This is a genomic window from Dyadobacter psychrotolerans, assembly GCF_004349265.1.
Lineage (GTDB): Bacteria > Bacteroidota > Bacteroidia > Cytophagales > Spirosomataceae > Dyadobacter > Dyadobacter psychrotolerans.
The window spans coordinates 104472-123572 of sequence record NZ_SMFL01000005.1 but is presented as its reverse complement, the minus strand read 5'-3'; the positions used below and the strand labels follow the sequence as shown (position 1 = coordinate 123572).

The following is a 19101-nucleotide window of genomic DNA, read 5'->3' as shown; positions in this document are numbered from 1 at the left end:
GAATTTTTCTTAATCACTCTTTTTCTTTAGGAACTTTCGCCCCTTCTTTTCTTGCCTCAGAAAGTCCGATTGCTACTGCCTGTTTTTTAGACGTTACTTTTTTGCCTGAGCCGGTTTTCAGCGTGCCTTTCTTCTTTTCATGCATCGCCTCTTCAACTTTTTCACCGGCCTTTTTTGAATATTTTGCCATGAATTCTATTTGTTTTAAGATGAATTTTGACAAAATTTTTATCAAAATTCATGCCTGCGACTCGATCATGGTGTTGCTGGCTAACGTTTTTAAAGTCATTCTAACCTGAGGCGTTTTGACTTGAATGTTAAAGAAACTTCCGATGATCAAATACCATCCGAAAGTGATTAGAAACTTCGGTGATCAGGCAAAACGATCCTTTTCAGGAGTAGTTGAGAAGTGCATACCCGGCTTAACTTCAACTGGATTGATTTTTTGAAGGTAAAAATTACTACCACAATTTCAGAATTAAATATTAATCGTTATGAACAATCAAAACTACACCGGGATCATTCCTGCCCAGCAGGAAGGGGATGTGATCAATGCCGAGAGTTCAGTAGAGCTTGCCGATTCCAAAGCGGCAGCAGAATTGTTTGAAACAGCAAAACAGCGTTTGCTGAATGTAAATGGCTGGCACGAATTGGCTGGCAGGCCGCTGGCGCATTTTTATCTGACTGATGCCACCGGAGAAGAAATTTCAGGGCCTGTTTCTCAAGGAAATTATTTTAAAATTGATATTCCGGGTCCTGGAACCGAAGCAGGAAATGGATTTGACTGGGCCAAAGTCGAAGAGGTTGAACTGTATAACTGGGGTGATGTTGAAAGTGTGGGAATCAGAGTGAGACCGGCAGCAAATCCAACCGGAAACGATCCTACAATTGCTCATTTTTACGATGAGGAATCGACAAGCACCTTTACGGTAACCCGGGAACAAAACAAACTGACAGCCAGAATTATTGACCGGAATATTAAAACCAATTCAGATTCCGAAAAAATAACAGATCAGATCAGAAACAAAGTCGTTGGATTTATAGGGATGCTGAGTTTCTCAAAGGTTCAGTGGAAAAGTCTTGCAGACGGATTGATAGAGGAATAAAACCCTAATTGTAATTTCGAGAACCGACGCTGCAGGTATGTAATTTGTTGCTAACCCTGGAAATTTCTTCAAACTATAAAACCAAATATTCTCAACATGAAAAATTACGCATTGATTACCGGAGCCACCAGTGGAATCGGTTATGAGTTGGCCAAGTTATTTGCCAAAGATCAATACAACCTGGTGCTTGTCGCCCGCGATCAGCGGAAACTGGATCAGACACAACAGGAGTTCAGCTCTTATGGCATTGATGTGATCGTGATTTCAAAAGATCTTTTCAACCGGGATGAGGCTTTTGCACTTTATAATGAAGTGAAAAGCAGAGGAATTCAAATTGATGTGCTGGTTAATGATGCAGGTCAGGGAGTTTATGGTCTGTTTCAGGATACAGAAATTGACAGAGAACTTAAAATCATTGATCTTAACATTACCTCTCTGGTAATTCTGACAAAATGCTTTTTGCAGAATATGCTCGCTAACCAGCAGGGCAAAATTCTGAACCTGGCTTCAATTGCCAGTAAAACACCAGGACCATGGCAGTCTGTCTATCATGCCACAAAGGCTTTTGTGCTGTCCTTCACCGAAGCAATCCGTGAAGAATTAAAGGATACCGAAATCACTATTACGGCTTTGCTACCTGGTGTTACGGATACCGACTTTTTTAGCAAAGCAGGTATGCAGTCCAGTAAAGCGATTCAGGATCCTGATGCAAAGGCCGATCCGGCAGATGTTGCAAAAGATGGCTACGAAGCACTTATGTCCGGCAAAGATAAAGTTGTTTCAGGTTTGAAAAACAAACTGCAAACCGGAATGGGAAATATTATACCGAATTCTATTTTGGCGCATCAGCTTAACGAGCAGCAAAAACCGGTTTCAGAAGAATAAAGTAACTGGCCTGAGTAAAACTAAAAGTTGTGCTCGGGCCAGTTATTTGCAAAAATATGCTAATTATCCAGTTTCTCTTTTGATGAAATACCATCTTCCGAATCCTGCCTAATTTCAGTATTGATCGAATTCTTAGTTTCCTGCAACTGCTCTGCAGCATCGATTGAGTGTGAATTGTGAATATCCTGATCCCGTTCCGCTACGTCTGAGAGCTTTTGATAAAATTGATGAAGCTGATCAAGTTCTGATTCTGTAAGGTCCTCGATATCTACCATCCTGTTGCTGGCTGTTCTGCTGGCAGCTATCAGTTCGTTTAATTTTAGTTGGATCGCCTTTGAATCTTTATTTTGTGCTTTCTGAATGAGGAAAACCATTAAAAATGTAATAATGGTAGTTCCGGTGTTAATGACCAGCTGCCAGGTATCGGAATAATGGAATATCGGACCTGTAATTGCCCAGACTAAAATCGTGAATGCAGCCAGCCCGAAAGCAGCGGAACTGCCTGTAAAAGCTGTGATTTTTGTTGCCAGACTTTCGAAAATTTCCCGGATACGGTTCATAGTTGCAGTGGAAAAGGTATAAAAATGATTTTTCCAATACCACTTTTATGCCGTTTCACAACCCGCATTTTAATATTATTTTAATGCTCCGACAAATTATAAAAACTTGATAATGTGATATTTAAATTTAAAAAGCAAAACTACTAAAACGTAATGTAGAATCTACGCAACGTTTATACGTAAACTTTCCTCAATAATAACCCATCATGGAATAATGTGATCCAGACGAAACCATTTATAACCGTATCCTTCTAACGACAGTTTGAACTTGCCGGCTTCCGGTTTTTGATCCTGAGGATCAGTCATCAGGTCGTAAAGAACTTTTGATTTTCCGGACGCGACAGAAGCCTTGCGTGGTTTATCGCTGAAATTGTGCACGATCAGTAACGACTGACCATTGTAGTCATAACGTATTGCCAAAATATCGGGCGAACCTGCGTTCAGTAAAGTGTAATCTCCCAATCCGATTTCGGGACAGGATTTGCGAAGTTTGATCATTCTGGCGTTCCAGTTTAGTAGTGATGACTGATCGCGGGTTTGAACCGCCACGTTTAGTCTTTGAAATCCGTAATCTCCTTTATTTATTACCGGCCGGAAAGCAGTGTCGGCAGTTGTAAAACCAGCATTTTTTTCATCCGTCCACTGCATGGGTGTACGAACAGAAATCCGCTCTTTCAGATTCAGATCATCACCCATTCCAAGCTCTTCTCCATAACGAATCACTGGTGCTCCGGGTAATGAATAAAGCAGACTGTAAGCCAGTTCAATGTGTTTTCTGTTATTGCCGAGCATGGGTGCAAGCCGGCGGCGGATCCCGCGATCATAGAGCTGCATAGTGGTATCAGGACCAAATTTCCTGTAAACCTCATTCCGCTGTTTTTCAGTAAGCCGTCCAAGATCGATCTCATCATGATTTCGAAGAAAATGTGCCCATTGAGAAGCTTCCGGTATTTTTTTCGTTTGTTCAATAGCAGTTGTAAATGGTTTTAAATCACCGGTTGCCAGTGCATAAAAAAGATGCTGATTTGCATAAAAATTAAACATCATCTGAATTCCTTCGCCATTTTTTCCAAAATAATTCTGGTTTTCTTCCGGCATCACATTCGCCTCTCCCAGGATGGCTGCATCTGCTTTTCTCGACTGTGCGAACTGGCGCATGTCTGTTAAAAAATCAAAATCAAGTTTCGGTTTTTTACTTCCTGTTTTAGGTACTTCAATAATAAATGGTACAGCATCCAGCCTGAACCCTGCGATTCCCTGATTAAGCCAGTATCCGATGATCCGCTGACTTTCCTGCATCACTTCCGGGTTGGAGAAATTAAGATCCGGCTGAAAATCATAAAAACGGTGATAATAATACTCATTCGTTTTTTTATCAATGGTCCAAACCTCCTTTTGCACACCTGGAAAAACCATCCCTTTATCTGCATCTTTTGGACGCTCTTTTGACCATACATACCAGTCACGGTATTTTGAAGTTTTACTTTCTCTCGATTTTTTAAACCAGGGATGCTGATCCGAAGTATGGTTGATAACCAAATCCATGATAACCTTAATGCCTCTTTTATTAGCCTGGTGCATAAACTCTACAAAATCCCCACTCGTCCCCAGTTTTTCATCAACCCCGTAAAAATCAGCCACATCGTAACCGTCATCTTCACCAGGCGAGGGTTGGAATGGTGCCAGCCAGATTGCATCGATACCCAGCTTTTTAAGGTAATCCAGCTTCTGTATCAACCCATTAAAATCTCCTCGCCCGTCTCCGTCACTATCTTTAAAAACCCCTACTTCCAAATTATAAATTACGCTGTTTTTGTACCAAAAATTTTCCCTCACCTTCACATCGGCGACTTTGCTCTGTGATAAAGCCAAAGTGGGAATGAGCAGACAAGCCAGGACGGCAGACAGAGACAGGTTTTTCATGCGAATGATTTCAGTTTAATTTAGTTGTTTAAATCGGATATGTTAGATAGTTGATTAAGCATCGGCTGCTTCGTAGACCGTTACGCTTAATTCGTTGATGTAAATAACTTCCCCGCCAAAAATGCTGTCTGGGAAATTGCTTGCTAATGTAGATTCTTCTTCCAGCCATTCCGGGTCCCGGGAATCAAGAATTTTTTTCCAATGTGTTTTTCTTCGCGGGACAACAATAGATTCCCTTTCGGAACCAAGGTTGAAAATGCAGATTAATTCATGCTGTTCATCACTGCTTTTCCGGTGCAGCACAAATCCTTTCTCACCAAAAAGTGTAACACGAATGTCATTTTTATAAAAATTCTGCAAAACCGGATGTGTATGTCTGATACTAATCAGCTTTTTGTGCCAGTTTAACATTACCAGGTGTTTGCCAGATTTTCTTTGTGCCCAGTTTAGTTTTGACTTTTCAAATGTTTCCTCTTCCTGTGGATTTGGCGGATCAAACTCCCATTTATAGTTTGCAAATTCCTTCCGACGCCCCTCAACCACCATTTTAATCAGCTCTTCTTCCGAATGACTGACGAAGTAAAAGAACGGCGTATCAGCAGCAAATTCTTCTCCCATAAAAAGCATGGGCAAATAAGGGGATAAAAGTATTGCAGCAGCGGCCAGTTTTTGTCTGTCAAAATCAACCAGCATACTTAACCGCTCACCGCCAACACGATTTCCAACCTGATCATGATTCTGGTTAAAAACGACAAAATGATCACCTGAAACACCCGCCGAGGAGGAACCATGTTTACGTTTCCGAAACTTTACATACTCCCCGCTGTGCACAAAACCATCGGTGTAAGCTTTGGCAAGTTGCTCCATCTGACCAAAATCTTCGTACCGTTCCTGTCCTTCTTTATCGAGTAAAACATAAAGCGAATGGTGAAAATCATCAAGCCATTGTACATTGAATCCCCAGCCGCCACTAACCGGAGACTTCGTAACCCTGGGACTGTTCAGATCACTTTCTGCGATGAGGTAAAAACTACGGCCAAGTTTCTGACGCAGTTTGTCCAGCTTTTCATTTACAAGTTCCCAAAAGTGCACTGCTCCATTGTCAAACATCATATGTACGGCGTCGACCCGCAGGCCATCCAAATGATAGTTTTCATACCAGTGCAGGATTGAATTGGCAAAATATTCACGCACCCCGTCCGACCATTCGCCGTCGAAGTTGATGGCATTTCCCCACGGTGTGCAGTAGGTATTTGTGAAATAAGGGCCGAACCGCTCGAAATAATTACCTTCCGGACCAATATGATTAAAAACCACATCCAGAAACACTGCGATACCTTTACTATGGGCAGCATCAACAAACTCCTTAAACTTTTGCGGACCGCCGTATGAATTTTGTACTGCATAAGGAAATACGCCGTCATAACCCCAGTTTCTGTTTCCCGGAAATTGAGAAACCGGCATAATTTCAATGGCATTAATTCCGGTTTCCGCCAACTCATCTAACAGCGGTATCATGGCTTCAAAAGTACCTTCTGACGAAAAGGTGCCTACATGTATTTCGTAAAAAATAAGATCTTTTAGCGGTAAACCGGACCAGGATGTGTTATTCCATTTAAATTCATTGTGATCAACCACTTCCGATGGACCATGTACACCCTCAGGCTGATAGTGAGATGCAGGATCGGGAAACTTTTCTGAGCCATTGGGTGCAAAGCGATATCTGGAGCCGGCCTGAATGTTTGAAAGTGTTGTAATAAAATAACCATCGCTGGTTTTCTTCATTTCAAAAATTTGCTCCACAGGTGATTCCAGATGAAGATACATCTGATCCTTTTCAGGAGCCCATACGGAAAATTCGCATTTACCTGTGAAATAACTAGCACCAATTTTTCTCATTACGTTGCGGCTTGATGAAAATATTGTCGGACCCTAAAATGCCCTTTTATCTCGGCGATGTTATTTAAAAATTATGCCATCCGGCTAACACGCCCCGGAAACTGCATATTCTCTTTGGCTTGATTTTTTCAAAACACGCTGCAAATCACATTTTAGAACCGATGGGCGCAACGAAAGATATAAATCAGGAAGAAAAACAATCGCTCTGGTGGCAGCATGGCGTTATTTACCAAATATATCCCCGTTCATATCAGGACAGCAACAATGATGGTGTTGGAGACTTAAAGGGAATTGTTCAGAGATTGGACTATCTCCAATGGCTCGGCATCGATTGCATCTGGCTTTCGCCGATTTATCCCTCACCAATGGCAGATTTCGGCTATGACATTTCTGATTACCGGGGTGTTCATCCATTATTCGGCAACATGGATGACTTTGATAATCTTTTGAAAGAAGTGCATGGCAGGGGTATGAAGCTGATTCTGGACCTCGTGCCTAACCATACTTCAAATCAACATCCGTGGTTTCTGGAATCCCGTTCGTCCCGGGAAAATCCGAAGCGCGATTGGTACATCTGGCATGACGGAAAAGAGAATGGTGAATTGCCCAATAACTGGCTAAGCGTTTTTGGCGGACATGCATGGGAATGGGACGAAACTACAAGGCAATATTATTATCATGCATTTTTAAAAGAACAGCCTGATCTCAACTGGCGAAATCCGGAAGTTCAACAGGCAATGATGGATGTTATGCGCTTCTGGCTAGATAAAGGAATTGACGGTTTCCGTGTGGATGTGATGTGGCACATGGTGAAAGATCAGCAGCTGCGAAACAATCCCGTCGCTCCCAATTCGCCTTTTGATCCAAAAGATTTAATATATGAGTATCAAGATCCGGTTTACTCAACAGATCAACCCGAGGTTCACGACATCGTGCGTATGATGCGGGAAGTGACCGACAATTATCAGGAAAGGGTTTTGATTGGAGAAATATATCTGCCAATTCACAAACTGGTTACTTATTATGGCAATGATAACAAAGGTGCACATCTCCCTTTTAACTTTCAGCTGCTGACTCTACCCTGGGATGCGCCGCAGATTGCCCGTGCTATTGACGAATATGAAGGTGCGCTACCCACAGAAGGCTGGCCAAACTGGGTATTGGGAAATCATGATCAGCCGCGTATTTCGAGTCGTGTGGGACGTTCGCAGGCGCGTGTTGCCACTATGCTGTTGCTCACACTTCGTGGCACGCCAACGATATATTATGGTGATGAGATCGGCATGAGGGATGTGCCGATTCCAATGGCTGAAGTTGTGGATCCGCAGGGACTTAACATGCCCGACCGAAATATCAGCAGGGATCCGTCCCGGACACCGATGCAATGGAACAACGAAGTTTACGCAGGATTCTCTGATCATAAACCCTGGCTTAGGTTACCGGATAATTTCCGGCGTATTAATGTGGAGGCTCAAAAAAATGATAATTATGGGACACTTGCATTTTACCGGAAACTTCTTGATATCCGTAAAAGCGAACCTGCCTTACAAACCGGAAATTACAGCCCTGTTTACTCCGACAAACAGATTATTGCCTTCATTCGGGAGAAAAATAGCGATCGCTTTTTGGTGATTCTCAACCTTAGTCACAGGCCCTGCTATTTCCGTACGCAGCAAAGTGAGTACAAAGGTGAAATCATCATCAGTACCGAAACGGAGCGTGAAGGTGCCCGTGTGGAGGGAACGATAACGCTGAGCGGTGACGAAGGAGTGCTGATCAGGTTAGATTAATTGAAATTATGCCACCAAACTGCTGCTATCCGGTATGGTTTTTGCTGCCTTAAAATAAGGAGTGAAAATCTAACCGGAAGCAACTATGGATAACCTGCCAACCTTCGTAACAAGTATTGTTCGTTTATGGAATGTTAACCAGCACAGGGAAGACCTATATAAACAGGCTATGGCTTTGGACAATGTAGGAAGCCTTCGCAAAATATGCAGCCATGGTTTCATCAGTTCCTTACTTTTCAAGAAAGAGTTGCAATGGGTTTATGATGGCATTAAATGTGCTTTAAGTGACGGAGAAATAGGCAGCATTCTTGGAAAAAAAACTGAGCAGAACGATGCATCATTTTTTTCCGCTCAGGATAAACTTTCAATTGCAAGAATTTTAAGAGAGCAGGAACGACGCACGATTAAACTGTACAAAGCCACTTTAAATGCAATGAATCTTTCCTATGATGAAAATCAAATTCTGACAGATCATTTGGAAAAATTAAAAGACCTAGATTTTAATATTAATAGAGAGCTGATAAACAGCTATGAAAACTTTCAACCCTTTCAGAACCCCATTGCATAAAGATTTTGCACTTAAAGATAATCATCATTCAACAAGCTCGGACCCGGCAAAAATTTGCCGGGTCTATTTAATTTGTGCCGCCGTTTTCTAAACTTACTCCACCGCGGGTAACCAATCCTGGTGTCCGCAGCGATCGCAATTTGGAATACTGTCGGTCCTGGGTTTACCGCAATGGTTACAAACAACCTTGCCCGATTCCTTACAAACGCGATGTTTAAATTCAGCATCCCAATCCGGAAGAATGCTTAGCCCGGCTACTGGTTCAGTATTCTCTATTAAAGTAAATGTTCCGTTTGCTTCCAGGTACATTCGCTTTACTTCCCCCAAATGATAGAGTCCATTGTAACGAAGCTGACCAAAGACCCGCTCCCTTGTAATGCGTGTATTCTTCATCACTTTCAGATTCAACATGCCGTTTTCTACCAAAACGCCGATGTCATCATGCGTTAGCGATTCAAACTTCTCGCTCCGTGTCGCTTTTTTTGCAATGAATTGTTGCGTACAGACCACAATCACCGCGATTATGACAGCAGGTAAAAGTCCCCTATCCGGCGACTGAAGTGGTACCCCGATCGCAGCTGCCAGAGAAATCATGGCAACCATTTCATTGCGCCCCAGCTGAGAAGCCATTTTCTTACCCATCATCCGCATGGCGGTCATCAGGATCAGGTAAATGACGGCGGTACGAATTATTACCTCTATATAAAAAGCGAAAGGAACCTCTCCAAAAAAGATGCGGTGCCAGTCGTTAAAATGAATAGCGTCATATTCCATAATAATTTATTTTATTGGTAAGGTTGCTTCAATCCATTCAGTCGTCAGACAAACAGAACATTCCCGCTGGAACTCCTCTTCTGTGCCAATGTGGCCGCAACTTTTGCAAACCATCTCATGCTTTTCAGCTTCTTTTGAGAAAGATTTGATTTCTTCATCCTCAGGTGGAAAAATGGGAAGACCCGGTTTTGGATTTTTAGTTTTGTAAATACTAAACATACCGAAAGCTTCCAGATAAACCCGTTCAATCTGGCCCAGGTTAAATATTCCTTCCGACCGAAGTACCGCAAACAATTGCTGTCTGGAAAGTTTGGCCTTATCCATTTCTTCCAGTATCAGTGTGCCGTCTTTTACCAACAGCACAATTTCACCATGACTAAGCTTTTCGAGTTTGTAATTTTTAAATTCAAGAAAATTCAGCCCTCTTTGAAAAATAAAAGCAAGAATCAGAATAAGTGTTCCCTGGGCCAATCCCACGTTGGGAATCTGCATGGCAGGCGAAACGATTGCCCCAAGCGTTAACATCACCGACATTTCCGCAATTGTGAGCTGCCCGCTCATCCGTTTGCCCATCAAACGAACGATGGTTAACAATGCCAGGTAAATTAGCAGGGTACGAATAAATACCTCGATCATAAACTCAGCCGGAGCTTCACCAAAAAGTATCCGGTGCACATCCCACAGGTGAATATCCTCCTTTTTCATCCTTTTAATTATAAATTGTTGTTTGCTTTAAAACGAACAGAACTGACGTTTTCGAAAAACTGCTTTGAAAAAGACCATGCCTGACAAGCCCGTAAATAGCTATAAATAAAGAGTTTTGAATAAATAAACAGGCCTGGCGATCAAAGTGAGAATTTAGTTATCAAGCAAGCCAAAGTTAACCGAAACCATAACCTATATACGCATAAAATTAAACTTTGGCCTGACTTTTAATATCTTAAAATCAAACTTAGTCAAAACGATATGAAAATTGGTGAGAAGCTGTTGAAGGTTTTAAACAAAAAGTATCCTCCATCCGAGTTCGTAGCCGTCAGGTTTGAACGATATGACCTTGCCATAAAAACGGATTCAGATGGGGATGCAGTGGTTTTGTTCATTGGAAAAGCTAATCAAGAAGGAGTCGTCAAAGGCAACCGCTTTTCCCGAGTGTTGGTAAAAGATGCTTCCGGTAAGGTATTGAAGGATCACTGGGATCATAAGGGTAAAACCTGAGAAGCGAAACCTTCTCAGCTTATGTTAATCAAATTCAGTGTAACCGTCATCACCTAAAATATCATGGCCATTATTCTGTCTGAAATCTTCGATAATTGCACGCTTTTCTTCCCGGTTACGTGGATCCACACTGATAATGATGCCGCCTTCCTGCATACGGTCGCTGTATGATTCAGCATGTTGGTCGGGGATACCGGAACCTGTCATTGCATGCGCTTTTTCATATGGAGTTTCTTCGGTTTCGCGTTTCGGCATTTTCTTTTGCAGCGTATTGGAAATTGCGATTCCCAGGCCGGGTAATGAAATCATAGAAGTTATCGAGATAATTACACCCGAAAAAGCATTGGCAGCCCGACTTAATGCTGATTCATCTTCCGGGCCGGCTTCCGGATCAGTTTGTACTATATTTCCATCGGGATCCTGATGTTTATTCAGGGTTTCATCCGACATCAAAATAGAAATGTCGTCAGCCGTGTGACCGCGTCGAAGAAGATTATTATATGCTCTGTCGGCATCTGCTTTCGTAAAAAAAACACCTGACACGGTTCCGATTGATCTGGATGTAAAACCTGAATTTTCCATATGTAAATTGATAAAATCAAAAACAATATCTCTGTGGCCCTCTTTCCAGCTCTGTGTATATGTCTACAAATTCAAAATTACACAGAGCACCATGGAATATAAAAAGAGAACCACAGAGATTTTTCATAATAGTGTTTAACTAAAGCTCGGCCAGATCTTCTGCCCAAAAATTACTTTCGACTTCTTCTCCGTTTGCGTTTTTGTAACGACAGCGCACTTCGCCGGTTGGTTCATCTGTTACGCCATCAATAACGTAACTCACGATGGTCATTCCCTGGGTTCCGTTTTTTTCTTTTACCCAGTCGCCTTCCTTAAATTTTTGCTCTTCCATAGTGGTAAGTTTTAGTTCTTTTTATCCTTTTCGTCTTTCTTATCTTAATCCTTCTTGTCGTTTTTATCGTCCTTTTTCTTATCGTCTTTTGAGAAGATTTTTTGCAAAAATGTTTTTTTGTCTGCTTCTTCCAATTTTGCTGAACCTATACTTATTTCGTTGTCTATGGCAGGTTGTATCGCATGTATGAAAGCATTTTGCAATACATTGGTAATTGCCAGCCATACGTTGGTCCTCGGCTCATCCAACCTTCCTCTAAATGGGATTTTTGTAGCCAACTGATCTTTTTTCTGGTTTTGAAGAACTTCCCCAACAGTACCTACAAAACCTTCCCATACTTTTTGAAAAATGTTATCCTTCCGGTCTTCATGACCTAAAACGTCCAGATCTTTGATAATCGGCTTTATATACCCGGCAAATTTCTGGTCTTTTGCTGCAACTTCTGTATATAATCCAAACCTGCCTTTGTTGACATCGACTTTAGCATAAGCCTTAAAGAAATCATTCAGTTTTACCAGATTTGTATTTCTCAGTTCCGCACTCATGTCAAAGGTCGGATCATCTGCTAATGGATTTAGCTTAGCATCAAAAGTGAATTTGCCTTCGTAAATCAAAGCAGTTGCATCAACGGTGGCCGGTAAAACAGAAGACGAATCATAGCTGTTCCGAAGATTCTGAGCCAATACATGAACCTTTGTCATTTCGATATCAACTTTCGGTTTTGACTGCTCGTCTATATATTGAACCCTTCCATCATTGATTTCACAGCGGTTAATTTGCAGCGGCATGAAGTCATCCAGCAATTCTTTGAGATCTGAGGAATCCCTGGCAACATCTTTTGGCTCCACTTTGTCTTTTGTAAACCGTAACATCGGTTTTTTCAAAACCACCTCACCAACAATCGAACCTTTGAACAGTGACTTCCACTCAACAGAAAGATCAATAAGCTGCGCTGCAAAAAAAGGTGTCTGCTTTTTTGTAACTGAATCCTGCTTGTTTAAATAGATACTATCCACCTGATAAGCGCCACGAATAATGGCCAGATCGATGTCTTTTACGTGACCGTAATATCCATTCATTGTCGCCAGGTTTTTGTTGACCAAATGCAGCACGACATAAGGCAGGATAAGTCTGACAACAACGATCAGCACAATGATCCCCAGAAAAATATATCCCGCTTTTTTCCTTTTTCGTCCCGGCCTTTTGGTTTCCATCCTTTTACCGTTTTAATGAATACTTCAATCCCTGTTATACAAAACCGTCCATTCACTAAGCTGATTTTCCGCCTCTTTCGTTAACTGACCCGGTACAAGTCTCCATTCCCAGTTTCCATCCCCGGATCCCGGACTGTTCATTTTGGTTGTTTCATCCAAATTCAACACATCCTGTATTGGCATGATCACCATTCTGGCCACGGAAGCATAGATCATTCGCGCAGCGATCTGATAAACATCGTTCTCATTTACATTGATCCCGGCATATTTAGACAACCTTTCACGTCCGTCATCATCCAGCTCTTTTCGGTACCACCCTTTGATCGTATTATTATCGTGCGTACCGGTATAGGCAATGAAATTAGCACTGTAGTTATGCGGAATGTAGTCGGATTGGGGCATGTTTTCATCAAAAGCAAATTGTAAAACCTTCATTCCCGGTAACCGAAACTTGTCACGAAGCACAAAAACCGCTGGGCTGCTTTCTCCTAAATCCTCTGCTACAAAGGGAAGTCCGCCCAATGCCGTCTGCACAGCTTTGAAAAATTCAGCGTCCGGCCCAATTTTCCATTTCCCTTTGACGGCCGTTTTTTCTCCGCCAGGAACGACCCAGTGATCCGCAAAAGCGCGGAAGTGGTCAAGGCGTACAAAGTCAAAAAGTTCAATATTTTTTCTAAGGCGTTCGATCCACCAATGGTAATCCTCCTCCTTATTAGCTTCCCAGTTGAACACCGGCATTCCCCAAAGCTGTCCATCATCCGAAAATGCATCCGGCGGAACACCGGCGACTCCGGTAATCTTTCCATCTTCATCCAGCATAAACAAATTCCGGTGCGCCCAAACATCCGAAGAATTGTAACTTACATAAAACGGCATGTCGCCAAGCAGTTTGATATCACGTTCGTTACAGTATTGGCGAAGTGCCTTCCACTGCTTGTCAAATACATACTGAATCCATTTCACAAACCTGATCTGGTCTTTTTCGTTTTCGGAAAAAGATTTTAAGGCTGCTTCATCTCTCAGTTTAAAATCATCGTCCCACTCTGTCCACGGCTTATCATCAAAATGCTTACGCAAAGCCATGTAAAGGGCAAAGTCTTCAAGCCATTCTTTGTTATCATGGGAAAATCTGTCAAAAGATTCCGTTGAGAATGTTTCAGGTTTTGCATTGAAAACATCATACGCCTTCCGCAACAATTCGTTTTTAATCTGTTCAGCTTTTTTGTAATCGGTTTTACCGGCCTGCGGCTGGTAATAATCTTCAAGATTTACCCCTTCAAGCAAACCTTCCTGAGCAAGGGCTTCCGGACTGATCAAAATCGAATTTCCGGCCCGACTTGAAAGCGCACTGTATGGGGAGTTTCCCTGCGCTTCCTCCGTAGGATTTAGCGGCAGCAACTGCCAAACTCTTTGTTTTCCTTCATGCAAAAAATCAGCAAATGCAAAAGCTTCCGGTCCCATGTCTCCTATTGCGAACAGAGAAGACAATGAAGAAATATGAATCAAAACCCCCGCACTGCGTTCGTTTGTAGCCTTACTGCCCTTTAAAATAGCAACCGTCGATTTCCTGAACAGATCGCCCGGAAGCAATTTGTGTTCGTGCTCTTCTGCTGCACCCGTTACAACCGATTCCCAGGAAACGTTAAGTCCGGGCGGCAACACGATTTTTGTATCTTCCCAATCCAGTTCAAAAAGCGTTTTCCCTTGTTCTGTACAAATAGATGCTGTATGCACCGGCACGGCCACAACAAGGAAATTTTGTTTGTAGCTTCTTGCAAACGCAAAAACATTGTTTTTAAACGCGCCCTGCACTTTCAAAGGTATGTAATCACCTTCGGAAAAAAGAACCGGGTTCTGCTTTCTTAGATTGAAAAGTTGGTTTGTCAGCCAAAGTTTAATCTGTGCATCATTGCGATGCTCCCATAGTTTTTCCGGAAGTTCCTCCTTGTTCTCGTAGGTTTCTGTTTCCGAAAGCAGCTGCTGTCTTTTTTCATAGTCAACCGGCCGGCGATTGTCGGGATCCACTAAACTAAAATCCCAGAGTTCACATCCCTGGTAAACATCCGGTGTACCCGGACAGGTGAACTTCAAGACCAGCTGAGATAATGAATTAACGATCCCGTATTCAGAAATCTGACTGTGAAAGCCTGAAAAATCTTCCCAGAATTCTCCTTCTTTATTCAGCAATTCCCTTGCAAACTGCTTCGTTCCGTCTTCGTATGCCTCGTTCGGCTCAGCCCAGGTTGTATTTGTTTTTGCTTCACGCAATGCCTTTTGCAGATATTCTTCGAACCTGCTTCCGAAATCATCCTCGTCTTCGCCTTGCATCGGATAAGCACCGATTAAGGTTTGATAAATTAAATATTCATCGTTGGCATCCGGAGCTGAAAACTTCTCTCTCAGCGGGGCATTCATTTTCTGCCATTTTTTAACACGGTCAAACCATTCTTCGAGCAGGTCAGTAAGCACATTTAGCCTTGCACGGACATCTTCACCCCGCTTCGTATCGTGTGTGGAAGTCGTGTTCAAAGCAAGCGGCCATTCTCTTCTGCGCTGTTTCATTTTGCTGTGAAAATCAGCTTTTGAAAGTCCGAAATTTTCAGAAGAATCACCTACATCGTTATGGCCAATAAAACGCTGATTGGTATACATCAGTGTATCCTCCCCGCCTTTCGCCATCAGCGGACCCGTGAACTGCATGCAGCGCTGATAAAACTCAAGCACCTTGTTATTGTATTCTTCTTCTCCCTCTGCGGTCCACTCCAAAAGTATTTTTTTTAACAGCAGAATGGCATCGGCCACGTCCGGGTGTGCTTCCTCTACATCATTAAAAATCTTTCCCAAAGCCGCCGCTTCTTCATCCCCAAAGGGAATCTGATTTCCGTAGTAGCGGTAAACCGGACAGTGAATTAAAAACTCACCAATCGCTTTTTTAACATTTTCTTTTCCGGCTTCATCAAGAATTTCTTTTCCAACCAGATTTAACTCAACAAAAAGCTGATAAAGGTTTTCAAGCTCACCGCCCATGTGGTCGTAGAGAATATGGGACTTCTTTTTGAGAAGCTGTTGTTTTATAGTTGTTTGATCCCCGGTTAGTTCCTGATAAAAATCTGTGAAAGTCTGCTCACTTTCTTTGTTTGTGAGTAAATTATTTACCCAGGAAAGAAACTCGTAACCCGTAGCACCCTGAATATCCCACTTCACAGGCAGATCTTCGTTGCCTGCAAGGATTTTTTCAACGACAACATAAGTCTCATCGCCCGCCAGTTCTCTCACTTTTTCAAGATAACATGTAGGATCGTAAAGTCCGTCAATATGATCAATCCGTAGTCCGTGAACGATACCATCTTCGATCAGAGACTTGGTTAACGTATGATATTCATTGAAAACTTCCTCGTTCTGAATATTCAGACAAATCAATCCGTTTACTGTAAAGAAGCGCCGGAAGTTGATCTGCTGTTCGGTTTTTTTCCAGTTGCAAAGCACATAAGTCTGTTGGTCGATAACCTGTTTTAGTTTATCGTCATCTCCATTTATTTCATCAAGACGTGCTACAATCAAATCTTTCTGATCTTCGTTTTTCATTAGCGAAGACAGCTGCAAAAGAAGTTCGTTCCACCTTCCGGAGAATGCCCTGGGCTCCTCTAATTCATCAATTTCTTTAATCTGGGACGAAATTTGAGCGAGTGACTGATTACTTGCTATCAGCTCAGAATCCAGAATCGTCAGGTAGGATCTTGGATTTAAAGGGTATGTCGCGTCTTCATTTTTTAAAACAAAACGGTTGGCAACATATTCAACCGTGATTTTTTTGCTTTCCAAAACCTCGTTCAGATCAAATTCCAGGAAGGGAACCATCAGCTTACCCTGGTACAAACGGCTGTTCCAGGCTATGTCAAAAAACGAAACATAAAGCGACTGCATGCCTTTTTCAAGTACATCCATTAGCCATAGGTTTTCGGAATGAAAGGCCATGTGATTGGGAACGATGTCCTGTAACCAGTTCATGTTTAGCTCTTTCAGTTTGCCACTGACAGCTTTCAACGCGTCAAGACTTCCGATTTCCGGATCAATCTGGTTGGGATTCACACCGTCGTAACCATGCGTGCTGCCCTTGGTTGATTTAAAAACAGGAGAAGCATATATTGTACTGACACCCAGTTTTTGTAAATAGGGAATCAGTGATTCAAGGTCTTTAAAAGTCCATTCCTTGTGGAACTGGAGACGGTAAGTAGCAATCGGATTATTCATTTTGGTTGATGTAAATAGTGAAGGATTCCGGAGGTAAAGTCAATTTTAATTCTTCCTGTATCGTTTCTGGGAGCTCGTCAGAACCGCCCCACTGAATATCGGAAGAGGCTATTAATTTAAACCAGACTGGCGCATAAATGGACGCGGTTACTTCCCTTGGTTCATTTGAAAAATTCATAAAACAAATCACTTCCTGCATTTTATATTGCCGGTGTAAAATTATCGTCTGCTGTTTTTCATCAGATTCTACCGAAAGATCTTTTCTGTTTAAAACAGAAAGTGCAGGCTGTTCTTTACGAATGCTGATCAGCTTTTTGTAGTAGCCCAGCATGGTTTCATGTGGCTCTTTATTGATCAGATCCCATTGTAGTTTAGAGTTGGTAAAGGTTTCCTCGGCCATCGGATCCGGCGCTTCGCCTTCCACATGAAAAGCTTCGAATTCTTTTTTTCTACCTTTCCTTACAGCTTCTGCCAGCTCGGGATCCGTGTGACTTACGAAATACTGAAACGGATTTGTTTCTCCATATTCTTCCCCCATAAAAAGCATGGGTAAATAAGGACTTGCCATTACTGCTCCGGCCAGCAATTTCTGCATTTCGGCACTTATAAGCTGACTCGTCCGTTCTCCCAGCATGCGATTTCCGACGTGATCATGGTTCTGAGAAAATACAACAAATTGTTGCCCTGTATTTTCAGAAGCTTTCATTCCAAACTTCTTTTTTCTGTGATCCGAATACGCTCCGTCATATACGTACGCATCTTCGTAAGATTTTGCAAGAGAAGTTATAGCGTCAAAATCGGAATAATAACCCGTTTTAGGCTGACCTGAACTGACTCTCAACGCATGATGAAATTCATCTATCCATTGCGCATCCATTCCAAATCCGCCTTTGTCGCTTGGGTTAATAAACCGGGTATCGTTCAGATCCAGTTCTACAATCAGGTGATGAGAACGGCCGGTTTGCTGAGCGAGCATATCGGTGTCTTGCTTTATTTCCTGTAAGATATGAACCGGGCCAAAGTCTTTGATCGCATGAATAGCATCCATTCTGAGCGCATCAATATGAAAATCACGGAACCACATCATTGCGTTATCACTAAAATATTCACGAACCCCATCGCACCACGCGTCATCAAAATTGATTGCATTACCCCAGGGCGTATTGTATTTGTCGGTGAAATAAGGAGCAAAATTTTCAAGATGGTTCCCTTCCGGGCCAATATGATTGTAAACAACATCCAGAATGACCGCCAAACCTTTATTATGACAGGCATCTACCAACTGTTGTAAACCATGAGCGCCGCCATAAGAATTTTGAACGCTGAATGGGAAAACGCCATCGTATCCCCAGTTTCTTTCTCCGGAAAATTGGGCAACGGGCATAATTTCAACTGCTGTAATTCCCAGATCCGCCAGGTAATCCAGTTTTTCAATCATTGCTGCAAATGTTCCTTCATCCGTAAATGTCCCCACATGCACTTCGTACGTGATGTAGTCTTTTAACGGAATATTTTTCCACTCGATGTCTGTCCATTTATATGATTTAATATCTATTGCCTCAGATGCACCGTGAACGCCGGATGGCTGTGCCAGAGAAGCCGGATCGGGAAAACGGTCTTTTTCATTCAAAATAAACAGATATTCATCACCCGGTTCTATGGCATTTGTTTCCAACGACCAGTAACCGTATTTTTTCTTTTGTAAAGGAATTCTGCTATCATCTTTGAGTAGAAAAATTTCCACAAGATCCGCTTTGGGAGCCCACAAGAGCACATTTGCATGACCATCCCGGTTAAAATTCACACCCAGATTCCTGGTTCTTATATCAAGTGCATTCATAGATTAGTTTCTTTCAACCGGAACTGGAGTCATTTGCCGGGCTTTTTGTTGTGAATAAATACTGTGCCAGTTTAATGTGATTTTACCAGATAAAGATCGGCTGAATTTTCATAAATCTTCATTTGATGTTTATACGTACTTAGAAATAAAATGCGTCTCACGG

At 42.2% G+C, this 19101-nt stretch carries 16 protein-coding genes; 5 read left to right on the top strand and 11 right to left on the bottom strand.

Features of this window, described 5'->3' with window-relative positions; genetic code table 11:
- Positions 1-13 precede the first annotated feature (13 nt).
- Complete coding sequence (locus E0F88_RS33705) at positions 14-190, bottom strand: DUF6496 domain-containing protein (RefSeq protein ID WP_165940073.1); 177 nt, start codon at positions 188-190, stop codon at positions 14-16.
- 304 nt (positions 191-494) lie between these two features.
- Here E0F88_RS33705 and E0F88_RS14950 point away from each other — a divergent pair, with 304 nt between their 5' ends.
- Positions 495-1106 (top strand): hypothetical protein, encoded by a 612-nt coding sequence (locus tag E0F88_RS14950; RefSeq protein ID WP_131959080.1) that lies wholly within the window; start codon positions 495-497, stop codon positions 1104-1106.
- 96 nt (positions 1107-1202) lie between these two features.
- Entirely contained in the window at positions 1203-1991 is a 789-nt protein-coding gene (locus tag E0F88_RS14945; RefSeq protein ID WP_220466302.1) for an SDR family NAD(P)-dependent oxidoreductase, read from the top strand.
- 59 nt (positions 1992-2050) lie between these two features.
- On the opposite strand, the gene E0F88_RS14940 is transcribed toward E0F88_RS14945, so the two are convergent.
- From E0F88_RS14940 to treZ (E0F88_RS14930), 3 genes are all read right to left on the bottom strand, one after another.
- Positions 2051-2551: a low affinity iron permease family protein gene (locus tag E0F88_RS14940; protein WP_131959078.1), complete on the bottom strand. Its 501-nt coding sequence runs from the start codon at positions 2549-2551 to the stop codon at positions 2051-2053.
- A gap of 204 nt (positions 2552-2755) precedes the next feature.
- Positions 2756-4474 carry an alpha-amylase family protein gene (locus tag E0F88_RS14935; RefSeq protein WP_131959077.1) on the bottom strand — a complete coding sequence of 573 codons (1719 nt, stop codon included), beginning with the start codon at positions 4472-4474 and terminating at the stop codon, positions 2756-2758.
- 54 nt (positions 4475-4528) lie between these two features.
- A complete protein-coding gene (gene treZ, locus E0F88_RS14930) occupies positions 4529-6373 on the bottom strand; it encodes a malto-oligosyltrehalose trehalohydrolase (RefSeq protein WP_131959076.1) in 1845 nt (614 codons plus the stop codon).
- Between the two features lie 161 nt (positions 6374-6534).
- Between treZ (E0F88_RS14930) and E0F88_RS14925 the strand changes: the two genes are divergently transcribed.
- Together E0F88_RS14925 and E0F88_RS14920 are read left to right on the top strand one after the other, a co-directional pair.
- Positions 6535-8163, top strand: coding sequence for an alpha-amylase family glycosyl hydrolase (locus E0F88_RS14925; RefSeq protein ID WP_131959075.1), 1629 nt, complete (start codon positions 6535-6537; stop codon positions 8161-8163).
- 85 nt (positions 8164-8248) lie between these two features.
- Positions 8249-8731 (top strand): hypothetical protein, encoded by a 483-nt coding sequence (locus E0F88_RS14920; RefSeq protein ID WP_131959074.1) that lies wholly within the window; start codon positions 8249-8251, stop codon positions 8729-8731.
- 93 nt (positions 8732-8824) lie between these two features.
- On the opposite strand, the gene E0F88_RS14915 is transcribed toward E0F88_RS14920, so the two are convergent.
- Together E0F88_RS14915 and E0F88_RS14910 are read right to left on the bottom strand one after the other, a co-directional pair.
- Positions 8825-9505 carry a DUF421 domain-containing protein gene (locus tag E0F88_RS14915; RefSeq protein WP_131959073.1) on the bottom strand — a complete coding sequence of 227 codons (681 nt, stop codon included), beginning with the start codon at positions 9503-9505 and terminating at the stop codon, positions 8825-8827.
- 6 nt (positions 9506-9511) lie between these two features.
- The gene (locus E0F88_RS14910) at positions 9512-10210 is read right to left on the bottom strand and encodes a DUF421 domain-containing protein (RefSeq protein WP_131959072.1); all 699 of its coding nucleotides are present in this window, start codon (positions 10208-10210) and stop codon (positions 9512-9514) included.
- Positions 10211-10471: 261 nt separating this feature from the next.
- On the opposite strand from E0F88_RS14910, the gene E0F88_RS14905 reads away from it, so the two are divergent.
- Positions 10472-10720, top strand: a complete 249-nt coding sequence (locus E0F88_RS14905; protein WP_131959071.1) for a hypothetical protein — start codon at positions 10472-10474, stop codon at positions 10718-10720.
- A gap of 24 nt (positions 10721-10744) precedes the next feature.
- On the opposite strand, the gene E0F88_RS14900 is transcribed toward E0F88_RS14905, so the two are convergent.
- The 5 genes from E0F88_RS14900 to treZ (E0F88_RS14880) form a co-directional block, all read right to left on the bottom strand.
- Positions 10745-11302, bottom strand: coding sequence for a general stress protein (locus E0F88_RS14900; protein ID WP_131959070.1), 558 nt, complete (start codon positions 11300-11302; stop codon positions 10745-10747).
- A gap of 139 nt (positions 11303-11441) precedes the next feature.
- Positions 11442-11633, bottom strand: a complete 192-nt coding sequence (locus E0F88_RS14895) for a YodC family protein (RefSeq protein WP_131959069.1) — start codon at positions 11631-11633, stop codon at positions 11442-11444.
- A gap of 44 nt (positions 11634-11677) precedes the next feature.
- Positions 11678-12847, bottom strand: a complete 1170-nt coding sequence (locus E0F88_RS14890; RefSeq protein WP_131959068.1) for a DUF748 domain-containing protein — start codon at positions 12845-12847, stop codon at positions 11678-11680.
- A gap of 24 nt (positions 12848-12871) precedes the next feature.
- Positions 12872-17098 (bottom strand): malto-oligosyltrehalose synthase, encoded by a 4227-nt coding sequence (gene treY / locus E0F88_RS14885; RefSeq protein WP_131959067.1) that lies wholly within the window; start codon positions 17096-17098, stop codon positions 12872-12874.
- Entirely contained in the window at positions 17091-18938 is a 1848-nt protein-coding gene (treZ, locus tag E0F88_RS14880) for a malto-oligosyltrehalose trehalohydrolase (RefSeq protein ID WP_131959066.1), read from the bottom strand. The genes treY and treZ (E0F88_RS14880) overlap by 8 nt, the downstream gene beginning before the upstream one ends.
- Positions 18939-19101: the final 163 nt, after the last annotated feature.